This is a genomic window from Bradyrhizobium guangxiense (genome assembly GCF_004114915.1).
GTDB lineage: Bacteria > Pseudomonadota > Alphaproteobacteria > Rhizobiales > Xanthobacteraceae > Bradyrhizobium > Bradyrhizobium guangxiense.
In genome coordinates this window covers 326,448-340,709 of record NZ_CP022219.1, presented here as the reverse complement: position 1 = coordinate 340,709, position 14,262 = coordinate 326,448, and the positions used below count along the sequence as shown (strand labels likewise).

Annotated in this window: 16 protein-coding genes and 1 tRNA gene; 7 read left to right on the top strand and 10 right to left on the bottom strand. The window is 64.5% G+C overall.

Annotation, left to right across the window (positions count from 1 at the left end; genetic code table 11):
- Positions 1-7 precede the first annotated feature (7 nt).
- Together X268_RS01605 and X268_RS01600 are read right to left on the bottom strand one after the other, a co-directional pair.
- Positions 8-1,801 carry a peptide ABC transporter substrate-binding protein gene (locus X268_RS01605; protein ID WP_128923308.1) on the bottom strand — a complete coding sequence of 598 codons (1,794 nt, stop codon included), beginning with the start codon at positions 1,799-1,801 and terminating at the stop codon, positions 8-10.
- A gap of 262 nt (positions 1,802-2,063) precedes the next feature.
- On the bottom strand, positions 2,064-3,482 hold the full coding sequence (locus tag X268_RS01600; RefSeq protein ID WP_164937472.1) for a M20 family metallopeptidase: 1,419 nt from the start codon (positions 3,480-3,482) through the stop codon (positions 2,064-2,066).
- A gap of 286 nt (positions 3,483-3,768) precedes the next feature.
- On the opposite strand from X268_RS01600, the gene X268_RS01595 reads away from it, so the two are divergent.
- From X268_RS01595 to X268_RS01585, 3 genes are all read left to right on the top strand, one after another.
- Positions 3,769-4,740, top strand: coding sequence for a S1C family serine protease (locus tag X268_RS01595; protein WP_128923307.1), 972 nt, complete (start codon positions 3,769-3,771; stop codon positions 4,738-4,740).
- 19 nt (positions 4,741-4,759) lie between these two features.
- The gene (locus X268_RS01590) at positions 4,760-5,830 is read left to right on the top strand and encodes an alpha/beta hydrolase (protein ID WP_128923306.1); all 1,071 of its coding nucleotides are present in this window, start codon (positions 4,760-4,762) and stop codon (positions 5,828-5,830) included.
- Positions 5,831-5,912: 82 nt separating this feature from the next.
- Positions 5,913-6,119 (top strand): hypothetical protein, encoded by a 207-nt coding sequence (locus X268_RS01585; protein ID WP_128923305.1) that lies wholly within the window; start codon positions 5,913-5,915, stop codon positions 6,117-6,119.
- Positions 6,120-6,201: 82 nt separating this feature from the next.
- Here X268_RS01585 and X268_RS01580 read toward each other — a convergent pair whose 3' ends face one another.
- From X268_RS01580 to X268_RS01560, 5 genes are all read right to left on the bottom strand, one after another.
- Entirely contained in the window at positions 6,202-6,858 is a 657-nt protein-coding gene (locus X268_RS01580; protein ID WP_128923304.1) for a DsbA family protein, read from the bottom strand.
- Between the two features lie 87 nt (positions 6,859-6,945).
- Positions 6,946-7,668, bottom strand: a complete 723-nt coding sequence (locus X268_RS01575) for an LrgB family protein (protein ID WP_128923303.1) — start codon at positions 7,666-7,668, stop codon at positions 6,946-6,948.
- Positions 7,665-8,048, bottom strand: a complete 384-nt coding sequence (locus tag X268_RS01570; protein WP_128923302.1) for a CidA/LrgA family protein — start codon at positions 8,046-8,048, stop codon at positions 7,665-7,667. The genes X268_RS01575 and X268_RS01570 overlap by 4 nt, the downstream gene beginning before the upstream one ends.
- A 44-nt stretch (positions 8,049-8,092) precedes the next feature.
- Entirely contained in the window at positions 8,093-8,569 is a 477-nt protein-coding gene (locus tag X268_RS01565; protein ID WP_128923301.1) for a PaaI family thioesterase, read from the bottom strand.
- Between the two features lie 3 nt (positions 8,570-8,572).
- Positions 8,573-9,001 (bottom strand): acyl-CoA thioesterase, encoded by a 429-nt coding sequence (locus X268_RS01560; RefSeq protein WP_128923300.1) that lies wholly within the window; start codon positions 8,999-9,001, stop codon positions 8,573-8,575.
- Between the two features lie 94 nt (positions 9,002-9,095).
- Here X268_RS01560 and X268_RS01555 point away from each other — a divergent pair, with 94 nt between their 5' ends.
- Complete coding sequence (locus X268_RS01555) at positions 9,096-9,644, top strand: TetR/AcrR family transcriptional regulator (RefSeq protein ID WP_128923299.1); 549 nt, start codon at positions 9,096-9,098, stop codon at positions 9,642-9,644.
- A gap of 45 nt (positions 9,645-9,689) precedes the next feature.
- Here X268_RS01555 and X268_RS01550 read toward each other — a convergent pair whose 3' ends face one another.
- The gene (locus X268_RS01550) at positions 9,690-10,172 is read right to left on the bottom strand and encodes a hypothetical protein (RefSeq protein ID WP_128923298.1); all 483 of its coding nucleotides are present in this window, start codon (positions 10,170-10,172) and stop codon (positions 9,690-9,692) included.
- Between the two features lie 205 nt (positions 10,173-10,377).
- Between X268_RS01550 and X268_RS01545 the strand changes: the two genes are divergently transcribed.
- Positions 10,378-10,659, top strand: a complete 282-nt coding sequence (locus tag X268_RS01545; RefSeq protein ID WP_128923297.1) for a PsiF family protein — start codon at positions 10,378-10,380, stop codon at positions 10,657-10,659.
- A 97-nt stretch (positions 10,660-10,756) separates the two neighbouring features.
- Positions 10,757-11,842: an AbrB family transcriptional regulator gene (locus tag X268_RS01540; RefSeq protein ID WP_128923296.1), complete on the top strand. Its 1,086-nt coding sequence runs from the start codon at positions 10,757-10,759 to the stop codon at positions 11,840-11,842.
- Positions 11,843-11,845: 3 nt separating this feature from the next.
- Here X268_RS01540 and X268_RS01535 read toward each other — a convergent pair whose 3' ends face one another.
- Entirely contained in the window at positions 11,846-12,385 is a 540-nt protein-coding gene (locus X268_RS01535; RefSeq protein ID WP_128923295.1) for a disulfide bond formation protein B, read from the bottom strand.
- A 156-nt stretch (positions 12,386-12,541) separates the two neighbouring features.
- Between X268_RS01535 and X268_RS01530 the strand changes: the two genes are divergently transcribed.
- Positions 12,542-12,626 (top strand) — tRNA-Leu (locus X268_RS01530).
- 913 nt (positions 12,627-13,539) lie between these two features.
- Here X268_RS01530 and X268_RS01525 read toward each other — a convergent pair.
- Entirely contained in the window at positions 13,540-14,259 is a 720-nt protein-coding gene (locus tag X268_RS01525; RefSeq protein ID WP_128923294.1) for an SDR family NAD(P)-dependent oxidoreductase, read from the bottom strand.
- Between the last annotated feature and the right edge of the window lie 3 nt (positions 14,260-14,262).

Below are 14,262 nucleotides of genomic sequence, written 5' to 3'. Positions count from 1 at the left end.
TGGGGGATCATTCCTCGCGGTACCAGTCGAACAGATTGTCGGTTTCGTTGGCCCAGCCCGAGATCACCGGACGCAGATTGTTCGCGGCCGCCTCGACCTTCAGACGATGCATCACGGGGATGAACACGGTGTCTTCCCACATCAGGTCGTTGGCCTTGATGTAGAGCGCCGCGCGCTTGACCGGATCCATTTCCATGTCGGCCGCGTTGATCACGGCGTCATAATCCTTGTTGACCCAGCGTGGGAAGTTCGTGCCTTGCCACTTGTTCTCCTTGGTCGCGACCGCCGTCGAGACATAGCGGCGCATGTGCTGCGACGGGTCCGGCTGGCTGAGCGGGATCTGGAACATCTCGAGGTCGGCGTAGAACTTCGGATAGGTGTCGGGATTGGCGACGTCCGATGAGAAGAACACCGAGGCCACAACCGACTTCAGCTCGACGTCGATGCCGGCCTTCTGACAGGCCTGCTTGATGATGGCCTGGGTTTTCTGGCGCGGGCCGTTGATCGAGGTCTGATAGACAAGCTTGAGCTTCTTGCCGTCCTTCTCGCGGATGCCGTCGGCGCCGGGCTTCCAGCCGCCGTCGTCGAGCATCTTGGCGGCCTTCTCGATGTTGAATTCCCAGCTCGTGTTCTTGGACACGAACTTCTCGGGGCCGTTGAGGAAGTTCGCGGTGGTGCGGCCGGCCCGGCCGTAGATCGCCTTCTTGACGGACTCGCGATCGACCAGCAGGGACAGCGCCTTGCGTACCACGGGATCCGAGAACAGCGGATGCTTGGTCTTCATCGACGAACGCTCGCCGTCGACCTCGACGTTCGGGTCGGTGAAGTTGAGCGCGATGAACTCGGTGTCGCCGCCCACGGCGTAGACGGTCTTGCCCTTGCCGCCCTTCTCGAGGCGCAACAGCACGTCGTCCTCGACCTGGATGTTCCAGCCGAAATCGTATTCACCGGTCTGAATCACCGCACGCGCGGCCGAGACCGCGTCACCGCCGCCCTTCATCTCGAGCGTGTCGAAATAGGGGCGGTTGGGCATGTGATAGTCGGGATTGATCACGCCGCGGATGAGATCGCCCGGCTTGAACTCGACGAACTTGTAGGGACCGGTGCCTACGGGTGCGAGATTGGTCGGAGCCTCGCGCGATTTGGAGCCGATGAAATCGGCGAACAGATGTTTCGGCAGGATCTGGCCCGCGCCGGCGCCGACGAAAGCGTCGGCCCAGAACGGGGTCGGCTTCGGGAAGGTGATCTTGACCGTGAGATCGTCGATTTTCTCGACGACGATGTCGCGATAGACACCGACGGTGATCGCCGCGGTCGCGGGGTCCTTGGCATACTGCCAGGTAAATACGACGTCGTCGGCGGAGAACGGTTTGCCGTCGTGCCATTTCACGCCGGGCTTCAGCTTCCACGTCACCGACTTGCCGTCGGCGGCAAGCAGGCCGTTCTGGATCGAGGGAATTTCGCTGGCCAGAACCAGCTTCATGTTGCCGTCCGGGTCCCAGCAGCCGAGCGGTTCGTAGAACAGGCGCGAGCCGTCCTGGTCCTTGGTGCCGGTGGCGAAATGCGGATTGAGCAAGGTCGGGCCCTGCCACCACAACAGCTTCAGCGCACCGCCGCCGCCACGCTTGGTCGGCTTGTAGGTCGAGGCGCTCTCGGCCATGGCGACGCCACCGAGCGCGAGGATCTGGTTGGCCAGGGGTGCGGTGAGACCGACGGCCGCCATGTGCTTGATGAAGGCGCGGCGATCCATTCGCCCGTCCTTCACCTGGCCGATCATCGAACGCAGTTCTTTATCCAGCATGGTTGTCCCCGTCTGGTTTCCCATCGTGATGAAGACGGCCGCGAAAAGGCGGCCGCCCATTTGGCTGGCAGTAGATGGCACACCGAATGGGGGGCGCGTCAACTGGGACCGTGTGTATGCAAACGGTCTTCTGGCTGTCCGTTGGGCAAAATCGTGTTCCGCAGCCCATCCGTTCGGCAATCCACCATCAAAACATGCTGGATTGCTCGCTGCACTGCGGAAAATTTGTTCGCCGGATCAGACGAAGTATCGAGGCGAAATTCTACGCCACGGACATGGTGAGCGGCGGCTCGACGTGATCCGGCAGCGGACAGACATATGGCGTCTTGGCGGTCCGCTTCTTGAGGTCGGCCTTGGCCGCCTTGATCAGCTCCGGTTCCGTCAGTGCCTTGATGCCGAGACCGGCCATTGCCTTGGCCGCCTGCACCATGGCCTTGTGCGCGTGCGGGCTCTTGCCTTGCGCGACCACCTGCCAGGTATGGAAGGGCGTGCCGATTGCAACCGTCGGTGCGTGAACCTGAACGGTCGGCACCACCCAGCTGACATCGCCGACATCGGTCGAGCCGACAAGCGGATTGCGCTTGGCATCGAGCGGCACCAGGAAGTCGGCCAGCGGCCGATCGGTCGGCTCCATGCCGATCGCGTAGTAGACGGACGCGATGTCCTTGTCGGTCAGCGTCGCACGGATCTGGCCGGCAAAGCCCTTGTCGGCATCGTCGAAATGCGGCGGTCCGAGCTCTTCCATGACCCGGTGCAGAGCCTGCTCCAGCGGCGCGTTCGGCAGGATGTTGGAGACCGCGGAAATGATCTTCATCTCCACCTTGGTTTCCGTCATCAGCGCCGCGCCCTCTGCGATCTTGCTCACGCGCCCGACCAGCTCGTTCATGCCGGGCAGGTCACGGGCGCGGATCGAATAACGCACGCGCGCATGGGCCTGGACCACGTTGGGGGCGATGCCGCCGGTATCGAGCAGCGCATAATGCACGCGAGCATCGCTCGGCATGTGCTCGCGCATGTAGTTCACGCCGACATTCATCAATTCCACCGCATCGAGCGCGGAACGGCCGAGATGCGGCGAGGCCGCGGCATGCGAGGTGCGGCCGGTGAAGATGAAGTCCGCGCGCGTATTGGCGAGCGACGGCGTCACCGCGACCTCCCAGAAGCTGTGCGGATGCCAGGTGATGGCGATGTCGGCGTCCTCGAACGCGCCGGAGCGCACCATGAAGGCCTTTGCCGCGCCGCCTTCCTCAGCCGGGCAGCCGTAATAGCGCACGCGGCCGGGCACCTTGTTGTCGGCGAGCCAATCCTTCACTGCGGTCGCGGCGAGCAGCGCGGCGGAACCGAGCAGATTGTGACCGCAGCCATGGCCGTGTCCGCCGACTTCGATCGGACGATGCTCGGCGACACCCGCTTCCTGGCTGAGGCCAGGCAGCGCGTCATATTCCCCCATGAACGCGATGACCGGACCGCCCTCGCCCCACTCTCCCATCACCGCGGTCGGAATGCCCGCGACCTTCTCCGTGATGCGGAAACCCTGGTGACGCAGCTCGGCGAGATGCTCGGCGGCGGACCGCGCCTCGGTGTAGCACACTTCGGGCATGCCCCAGACCCTGTCGCTGAGGTCGATGAAACGCGTCTTGATCGTGTCGACGCCACGCCAGATGTCGCTGCGGTTATCCATGCTTCGATCCGTGATCCCTTGGTCAAACGAAGCGGCAATGGTTAGCAGCTTCACCGTGCGACGCCTAGCACCTCGCCGGACACCAGCCATGCGGTGCATGCCGGATTGAGGGGCGCCTGCTGCCCGTGTGTTGGGCGTTCCGATGCCTTTCGAAGATTTCACGCGGCGTTCTCACGAATAGTTGGGAACGAGGCTTTCAAGACGGGCTCCCCCGGCTTAAATTATCCGTGCTTCGCGCGTCGTTCCGCCAGCTCGGCGGAACGACGCTCTCAGCCAGGAGAACTCCATGTCCACGCTGACCGAATGGAGAGTGCCGCCGGCCAATCAGCCACGTGCGAGCGACTACGGTTTCGATCTCGACCGGGCGCTCGCATCGATCGTCGGCCTGCACGCCATTATCCCGCCGGACGCCTTCAGCGCCGAGACGCTGGGCACCGAACGCGCCGGCAACGGCGTCGTGATCGACGACGGGCTGGTGCTTACCATCGGCTATCTCATCACCGAGGCGGAATCGGTGTGGTTGCACCTCGCGGACGGGCGGGGGGTCGAAGGGCACGCGCTAGGCTTCGATTCCGTCACCGGCTTCGGTCTGGTGCAGGCGCTCGGCCATCTCGACGTCGAGCCCTTGCCGCTCGGCAACTCGGCAGACACCCGGATCGGCGATCGCGTCGTGGTCGGCGGCGCCGGCGGTCGCACGCGCTCGGTCGCGAGCCAGATCGTGGCCAAGCAGGAATTCGCCGGCTATTGGGAATATCTGCTCGACGAGGCCATCTTCACCTATCCCGCGCATCCGAATTGGGGCGGCACCGCGATGCTCAACGAGCGCGGCGAGTTGATCGGCATCGGCTCGCTCCAGCTGGAACGCGAGCGCGATGACAAGGCCGAGCACGTCAACATGATCGTGCCGATCGACCTCTTGAAGCCGATCCTGGAGGATCTGCGCAAGTTCGGCCGCGTCAACAAGCCGGCGCGGCCCTGGCTCGGGCTCTTCTCGACCGAGATCGACAACCGCGTGGTGGTGATCGGGATCTCCACCAACGGTCCGGCGGCCCGCGCCGAGCTCAAGACCGGCGACGTCATTCTCGCCGTCAACGGCGACAAGGTGACGAGCCAGACCGCCTTCTACAAGAAGATGTGGGCGCTCGGCGCCGCCGGCGTCGACGTGCCGCTCACAGTGCACCACGAAGGCGTCACTTTCGACGTCGCGGTGACCTCGACCGACCGCTTCAAGCTGTTGAAGGCGCCGAAGCTGCATTGAATCCACGAAGGAATTGGCAATGAGCGAGGCCGTGATCGACGACATCGTGGCCGTGCTCCCGCCGCTGCTCAATGCGCTGGAAGCGCTTGGATACTTCCAGCGGAATCTGCACCCGCCGGCCTTTGCCTCGGTGATGAACGCGATTGGCACACCGGACCGGGCGCTGCAGACGGCGCGCGCGACGCTTGGGGATTGGCCGGAGCAATTCGCCGGACTGCGCGAGCGGCTCGATCGCGCCTGCGACGAGGCACTCGCCGCCTTTGCCGGCATTCGCGAGGTCGAGCGCGGCAATGGCGATCTGGTCGCGGTGTTCCGCGCGCTGCGCCATCTGCCGCGTGCACAAGAGGCGCTCTATCCTCTTGCGGCGCAGTTTCCGCCGGTGAGCAGCTTCTTCCTCAACGCCGCCAATCGCGACAATGCAGACCTGTTGTCGCGACTCGAAGCCGGCGCGAGCGAAGATACCGGCATCCTCCACGATCACAACGAACCCGGCAGCCGCGGCGGCTTCTCGGTCTATGTGCCCGAATATTACACGCCCGATCGCGCCATGCCGCTGGTGATGGCACTGCATGGCGGCAGCGGTAACGGACGTGGCTTTCTGTGGAGCTGGCTGCGCGACGCCCGCAGCCTCGGCGCGATCCTGGTGGCGCCGACCGCGACCGGTCCGACCTGGGCGCTGATGGGCGATGATGCCGATACGCCCAACCTCATGCGCATCCTCGAGACCGTGCGCAGCCGCTGGACCGTTGATGCCTCCCGCATGCTGCTGACCGGCATGAGCGACGGCGGCACCTTCTGTTATGTGAGCGGGCTCGACGGCGCCTCGCCCTTCACCCATCTGGCGCCGGTGTCCGCAACCTTCCATCCGCTGATGGCGGAGATGGCCGACGCCACGCGCCTGCGGCAGTTGCCGATCTTCATCACCCACGGCAAGCTCGACTGGATGTTTCCCGTGCAGACCGCGCGTCAGACGCAGGCGGCGCTCGCGGCCGCCGGCGCGAACGTCACCTATCGCGAGATCGACGACCTCAGCCACACCTATCCGCGCGAGATCAACGCTGAGCTGTTGCAGTGGCTGAATGCGGGATGAACGACCTCTCCTAACATGCGCCGCATGGCCGCGGAACCATTCTCTCCGGGCCGACGTTATCGGCCGTCACCGGAGGTTAGCCATGCGGACTTTTTTCGGAATGATCTTGGGCGCGCTGCTTCTTGCCGGCAGCGTCTATGTCTATGACTCCATGCGGACATCGTCGGTCGCCAACGGTGAGGTCGCGACCAGCAATCGCACCATCGTGAACTGGGATGTCGCGAAGGCCGATTGGGAGGCGCTGCGCGATCGCGCGCACAAGGACTGGGTCCGAATCTCCCAGAAGTAACGCCGGCCTGCCTGAAATGAACGAGGCGCCGTCGCGGATCCGCGGCGGCGCCTTTGTGTTGGCTGCGATCAACGCTGCGCGTTCAGTTCATCTTGGCCTTGCGCGCATCGGCGATGACCTGCTCGAACTCGGTCATGCTGAGCACGCCGGGCACGCGGTACTTGCCGACGATGAAGGACGGCGTGCCGCGGAAGCCGAAGGCTTCGGCCTGCTCATTGTTGCGCTTGAGGAGCGCATCGATGTCGCTGCCACGGCCGGCAAGATCGCGTTTCAGGCGGTCCATATCGACGCCGGCCGCCGCCAGCAATTCGTTGATGCGCGGCTCGGTCAGGCGCGAGCTAACGCCCATCATGGCGTCGTGGGCCTGGTGGTACTTGTCCTGAAATTTCGCTGCGAGAGCCGACCGCGCCGCGGTGACCGAGACGGGCCCGAGGATCGGCCAATCCTTCATCACCAGCCGCACCTTGCCGTCATCCTGGACCACCTGGCGCAGCTCGGGCTCGAGCTTGCGGCAATACGGGCAATTGTAATCGGACCATTCGACGATCGTGATGTTGCCATTGGGATTGCCGGCGACGGGCGTGTCGGGATCGCGCAGCACCTTGGCTTCGGTCAGGACCTCGTCGTCTGCAGCCGCCAGTGCCGAGGTGATACGGCCAGCCGCGAGGACGCCCACCCCGATCAGCGTCAACGCCGCGCGCCGCGTGGGCACAAGGCCCTTATTCCCAAATCCAGCCATATCTCGTCCCGTTTCGGTCCCATCTTCCCGAATACGGTTCGGGACCGGGAATTGTTACAGATCATATAAGGTGTTGCGGCGGCGATGTCATCGCACCAGCAGCGTGACCGCCAAGGGGACCAGGAACGAGGTCACCAAGGCGTTCAGGCTCATGGCGATGCCGGAGAAGACGCCGGCGATCTCGTCGACCTGGAACGCGCGCGCGGTGCCGATGCCATGCGCGGCAAGGCCGGCGGCGAATCCGCGCGCGCGGTAATCGCTGACGCCGGTCCGGTTCATCAGCGGCGTCACGATGATGGCGCCCATGATGCCGGTGAGGATCACCGCAACCGCGGCCAGCGAAGGATCGGCATGCAGGGATTCGGCGATGCCCATGGCAACGCCGGCGGTGACCGATTTCGGCGCCAGCGACAGGACCACCTCGCGGGGAAGGCCGGCGAGCTCGGCCAGCAACACCACCGACACCACGGCCGTGATCGATCCCGCGAGGAGCGCCACCAGCATCGGCACGATCGAGGTGACCACGCGCTTGCGATTCTCGTAGAGCGGCACGGCGAGCGCGACCGTGGCAGGCCCCAGCAGGAAATGAACGAATTGCGCGCCGGCGAAATAGCTGGTGTAGGAGGTGCCGGTCAGCAGCAGGAACGCACCGATGATCCACATCGCATGCAGCACGGGATTGGCCAGCGGGTGGCGCCGCGTCGCCAGCGACACCGCATCGGTCGCCGCATAGACCAGCAGCGTCACGGTCAGCCACAGCAGCGGCGACTGCGAGAGGTAGACCCACAGCGAGAACGGATTGTCCTTCATCGCGCGTCCCGTTGCTTCAGCAGGCGGCTGACGAGGCGAAAGGTCAGCACCGTCGCGAGCAGCGTGACGACCACCGACAGCGCGAGCACTAGGATGATCGCGATGCCGTGGGACGCAAGCAGGTCGAGCTTCTGCACCACGCCGACGCCCGCCGGCACGAACAACAGCGACAGATGCGCCAATAGACCCTTGCTCGCCGTCTCGACGCCGTCGTCGCGCAGCGGTCCGCGCATGAGCAACGCGAAGCGATCGCGAGCGAGGAGCAGCATCAGAAGCAGCAGCAGGCCGAGCACAGGTCCCGGCAGCGGCAGGCCGAGGCCGCGCACGACGACTTCGCCGATCAATTGGCACAGCAGGATGAGACCGAGACTCGCAAGCATGACCTTCGCATCAAGGGATGCGTCGGCAAGCTTGTCAATCGCCGCTATGCGCCGGACGTGCGCGGCGCCAGCGAGGCTGCGTTGCGCGGCAGCATCGCCATCAACGTTCCGGTCATGGTCGCAATCAACGTGGACTTGCCCTCATGCTCGGCAAATGCCTTTGCCTCGCAGAAGGTCAGCGTTCGGCCGGGCTTGACGACCTCGGCCTTGAAAACGAAGCGCTCGCCCCGGGCTGGTGCAAGCAGCGTGGTCTTGAACTCGACGGTGAGGATGTCGGCTTCGCACGGCATCAGCGTGAAGGCGGCAACACCGCAGGCGTTGTCGAGCCCGGCCGTGACGATGCCGGCGTGAATGAAGCCGTTCTGCTGGGTGAATTCCGGCGAATGCAGCATCGCGAGCTCGGCCTCGCCCGGTCCGAAGCGGACGATCACGACGCCGAGCGTGCGCATCGCCGGCTGGCCATCGAACATGGCGACGGCCGCCGCGCGATAGCCCGGATTCCTCGGCTCGAACGCAGCCATGGCTCAGACCTCGGCCGGCTCGGCGAGATGCCTTACGGCGATCTCGCGGATGGCATCCGTGAACGGCGCCGATTTGCGCTGGCTGCGGTCCATGTGCACGCCGGTGATCTCGCACATTGCGGCGATCTCCCCGGTCTCGGCGTTCGTCATGTCATGCCGGAAGCGAATCGACTTGTCGCGGACCTCGAGCAGATGGCTGCGGATCTCGACGATATCGCCGGCGAGCAGCTCGCGCCTGTAGGTGATGTTCTGCTGCACGGCGGCCATGCCGCGGCCGGATGAGCGCAGATAGCTCGGCGTCAGCCCGAGGCGGGCGAACAGATTCCAGTTGGCCTCGTCGAATTTGCCGACGTACCACATGATGTTCATGTGGCCGACGTGGTCGCACTGCCACGGATAGACCGTGCCGCGATAGGTTGCCTCCTGCGCCATCGCCTCCACCCCCTTTGATCTTGATACGGTAGCGTATCAGGCGCGGGACGGGTTAGCAATACGGCACCGTATCAAGAATCGGAGAGCTCGCTTCATGAGCGACGGCAAGGGCGATGTCTGGGTCGAGGCGGGGTTTGCCGAGCTCGCCCGCTCAGGGGTCGAGGGTGTCAGGGTCGAGGTGCTCGCCAAGAATCTCGGCGTCACCAAGGGCGGCTTCTACCGCCGCTTCGCCGACCGCGCCGCGCTGCTCGATGCCATGCTGCAACGCTGGCGCGAGGGGCGCGCGGCGTCGATCGCGCAGCAGACCCGCCTGAACGGTCAAGGGCCCCGCGAACGGCTGAAGGCGGTGATCCAGCTCTATTCGGAGCGTCTCAATCCGGAAGCCATGGCGATCGAGCTCGCGATCCGGCAATGGGCCCGCTCGGACGAGAACGCCGCGGCGGCAGCGGCGGCCGTGGACGCCGTTCGGCTCAAGCACGTGGCTGAGCTCTATCGCGCAACCGGGCTCGAGGCCGAGGAAGCCGACGCGCAGGCCTTCCTGTTCTACTGCTTCATCTTCGGCCAGAGCCTGTTGTTCGTCGAGCGCGGCCCGCGCAAGCGGTCGCAATTGGCGGCGAAGTCGGCCGAGAAGCTGCTCGACTAGGCAAAAGGCCGGAGCATTGCCCCGGCCTTCGCGTCACTTCGAAGCTCAGGCAGCGCCCTTCAGCTTCTTGTTGCATTCGCTGTAATAGCCGCCGCCCTTCTCGATCCACTTCATGCCGCCGTTGCCGTTGGTGGTCTTGTTGGCATTGTACTGGTCGACGCAGGTATGCAGGCGGCCCTTGCCCGGGGTTTCCTTGGCGTATTTCGGATCGATCGCGTTCGGATAGACCGCGGGTCCGGCCGGCAGGGTCGGCGCGGCAGCGGGGGCCGCCTCCTTCTTTGCCTGCTTCGGCTCGGCGGGAGCGGCGGGCGCAGCCGCCGTCGGCGCAGCAGCCGGGGTCGCATCCGCGCCGCACTGGGCCTTGCGGAAGTCATTCCACTTCATGGTGCCGAGCGAGCCGTCCTTCTTGGCCGCCTGGTATTTCGCGCTGCACTCCTGCGTCGTCAGCGCCTGCGCCGGCGCCGACACCGCGAGCGCAGCAAATCCCGATAACGCTATCGCGCACAGCAATTTCGATTGGATGGTCATCCCTAGGTCTCCTCCTTGGTCTTCCCCCGAGGGAAAGTGAAACAAGAGTTGCTATCCTAGCGTGCCGGCCATCTGCGACAAGAAAGTGATGGCTGCTGCCGCCAAAATATAGTGACCGTCTTGTTCAGATTATTCATGTCGCGTTCAGCAACGCGAGCCGACGTTCCTCACACCCTCGTAATTCTCGCAAGATGAGTGCACCACCATGACCCTCGCCTCTCGCCTCGCCGCCGTCGCCCTCGCCTCCCTGCTCGCCACCGGCACCGCCTTCGCGCAGACCACCGCGCCGGCTGCCAAGACCGATACCGCTGCCACCGCCGACAAGAAGGCAACGAAGGAGCGTACGGCCGAGTCGATCGAGTGCTCCAAACAGGCGGATGCCAAGGGGCTGAAGGGCAAGGAGCGCAAGAAATTCCGTCGCGAGTGCAAGAAGGAAGCGAAGGCCGGCACCGCCGCGCCGGCCGCCCCTGCCGCCGACAAGAAGTAATCCCCTCGCGATCCTCGGCGCGTCAGTGAGAGGCGCACGCATTGCGGCATGACGAGCCTGCAATTGTGCGCCCGTCGCCGATTTGCGATAAGGTGGCGTGAAGCAGATCCCCGCCCCCCTGCCGTTCGAATGGCCGAGCCGCGCCAAGCTCTTGAGCACGGCGGAGACGCTCGTCATCGGCACCGCGGGAGGGCTGGTGTTTCTCCTCGCCGGGCTTCCCGGCGGACTGATCTCGGGCTCGATGATTGCGGTTGGGATCGCCGCAATCGCCGGCCGTCAATTGTCGCTGCCGCCGCTCCTGACCCAGACCGTGCTGGTGCTGCTCGGCATTTCGCTAGGCTCGGTCGTCTCGCGCCATCTGCTTCAGCAGGTCAGCGCCTATCCCCTCACCATAGGGCTGCTTGCGCTCGCGACCTTCTGCTCGACCTTCGGCTCCAGCTATTACCTCCAGCGCGTCCATGGCTGGGACCGCACCTCGGCCTTCCTGGCCGGCAGTCCCGGCGCGCTGTCGCAGATCACGATACTGGCGGTCGAGCGCGGCGCCGACCTGCCGGGCATCGCGGTGGTCCAGACAATGCGCGTCATCATCCTCACCGCGGCGCTACCGATGGTGCTCGCGTTCGCAGGCGTGGCCTCCTCCACCGCGGCCTCGCTGACGACGACGATCGCCTCGCCGCTAGACCTCGTGGAGCTGGTCGCGGCCTCGCTGGCCGTGGCGCTGGTCCTGCGGCTGATCAAGTTTCCGGCGAGCTGGATGTTCGGCGCCATGATCGCCTCCAGCGTGCTGCACGGCGCCGGCTGGGTCGAGGGCGGCCTGCCGGACTGGGTGCGCGGCGTGGCGCTGGTCGGGATCGGCGCGCTGATCGGCAGCCGCTTCGCGCGGATGCGGATCAAGACGTTCGCCGGCCACATCAACGCGGCACTGGGATCGTTTACCGTGGCCATCGCCGTCTCCGCCATTTTCGTCGGCATCGTGGCGCTCACCACGCAGGTCAAATTCTCCGACGTCGTCGTCGCCTTCGCGCCGGGTGCCATGGACGCCATGCTGGCGCTGGCGCTGACCTTGCATATCGACCCGATCTTCGTCGGGGCCCATCATTTGTCGCGTTTCGTGTTCGTGACGATCGCAACCCCGGGCATCGTGCATCTGTTCGGACGCACGCAGGACGATGTGGACGATTGAGCTTTAGCGCTTCGCGGTCGCCGCAAAGCCCCATGCGGCGATGGCGGCCATCACCAGCGAGATCAGCACGTTGTAGCCGGCGAGCGACAGGCCGAGGAAACGCCACTGCACCTCATCGCAACGCACGACCTTCACGGTGTCGAGCCTTGAAAACAGATCGCCGGCATTGCCGAGGTTGACGACGGGACCGCTGCAATCGGTCGGCCCCTTCCAGAATCCCCATTCGACACCGGAATGATAGGTGCCGAGACCGGCATTGGCGAGCGTCGCCAACGCGAGGATCGCAAGCCCCGCCAGCAGCAGCGGCCGCGGCGCGCCGCTTCGCGCCGCAATGGCCGTGAGCAGACCGAGCGGAATCGCGAGGTAATAGGCGTAGCGCTGCTCCAGGCAGAGCGGACAGGGCAGGATCTCAAGCACGAGCTGGAAGAACCAGGCGCCCGCGATGGTCGCGGCCGCGATAAGCGTGACGAGCAGCGAGGCCGTCAGCGCGGGGCTTGCGGCTCCCGGCCTGAATGCAGGTATTGCGGCACTCTGGGTGGTCACGGCGGCCTCTTTCGAATGGGTCGTGGTCCTAGCCTCTAGCCCCGGCCCAGGCAGCTGTCGAGAACGGCTGACATCACTTTGGCGCGGGTTGACCCCGCTTTGTCCATGGCTATAGTCCGCCGGCTTCGCGACGCTCCCCTCAAGGGCCGACCGAGGGCCCCTGTGGCGGAACTGGTAGACGCGCTCGACTCAAAATCGAGTTCCGCAAGGAGTGCTGGTTCGATTCCGGCCAGGGGCACCACGGACAAAATCATAATAATAACAATAACTTAAGCTCCTGGTTCGATTCCGGATTTCTCCGGAAAACTTTCGCGATGCATTGAAAATACAAGCAAAAGCCCACTGCAACCGTCCGCTTTGCTGGTATTTTTGCTGGTATCGCCAAGCCAAACGCGCCGCGGCGGATTTCGATATTCCCGACGAGGGAATTAAGCGCCGGCATGCCCCGTTCACCGCTTTACGCGTGACGTTCGGACGTCAATCTCAAATGACCAACCCCGCGTTGGCTGGCCATAGAGGAACGCGAACGCGTTCACGATTGCTTCGATGCTGATCAGGCTTTCTTCCCGGCTGGCTGCATCTAGAAAGCGAATTCCGTCCTCGGCGTATTCATTCGCCCTGGCCTGCGCGAGCGCTCGTGGCCCAGCCTTCGCTGAGTTCAACGTGCATAGTTCGGCCTGCCGCGAAGCGATGCGCTGGCGTGGCTCATCAAGTACTGGCCCGCCTTTCGATTTCCGTCCGGTGCTGGACAGCGGGGTTGTTGGCGTTTGCCCTCCGAAGGCAAAGGTCACACGTTCGAATCGTGTCGGGTGCGCCACGCGTCCACGTCACACCGAACTCGCAGCCTGGCTCCGGCGATGGAATAGGCTTGCATTGATCCACCTACTTTGGTGCTTGGATAGTTCGCGGCCTACCTTAGCGCGCCGTCGGCGCTTTTGGGCCTCCAACCTCGGCGAAGGCTGTAGTCTCCACCCGGCGGACGGAAGAGAATTCGCACTACTCGCCGTCGATGCACGCCTCTGGGCTTGCAACAAGAATGAGCTGAGTTTGATCGCGCCGACCGTCGGACCCATCGCGATCGGCGACAAGGACATGCCGCCTATGCAGGCAAACCGGAAAATATCAGACGCACTTGTAGCAGATGCAGCGCCGGCCTAGGTGCGGTGGTGGCCAGCCGCCTGCCCTCCATCGACATGGAGAATCTCGCCTGTTACAAACCCTGCCCCATCGAGGTATAGCACCGCATCGACAACATCCGATATGTCGCCCATCCGGCCCATGGGGTGGAGTGCGGCCAACACCTGATGCGCCTCTGGTGGATGCATCGGCGTTTTGATGATGCCGGGCGAGACGGCGTTGACGCGGACACCAGTGCTCGCATACTCGATCGCGAGCGCCCTGGTGGCCGCATTCAAGGCGCCTTTGGTGAGCGAGGCCAAGGCGGCCGGCACGCTGTTCATCGGCTGGGCGACGAGACTCGTCGTGATCGTGACGACATGGCCACGCCCTTGCTTGCCCATGATCTCGAGCGCACGTTGGGTCATGTGAAAGAACCCTTCAACGTTCGTCGAGACGTAGGCCCGATAATCGGCCTGCGTGTAAGCGATGAACGGTTTCGCCATGAACATGCCCGCGTTGTTGACCAGGGTGTCGACCCGGCCGAAACGCTCGAGCGCCGCGCTGAACGCCCGCTGCGCCGTTTGGGAATCGCCGACGTCGCCAGGCACGACCAGCACGTCGGCCTCAGCGCCCGACTTGATTGATCGCGAGGTCGCGACGACCGCGTAGTTTCGCTGCCGAAAGGCCTCTGCAATCCCCGCGCCGATCCCCTGGGATGCTCCTGTGACAATGGCGACTTTCCGTTCTGTGCCCATGAC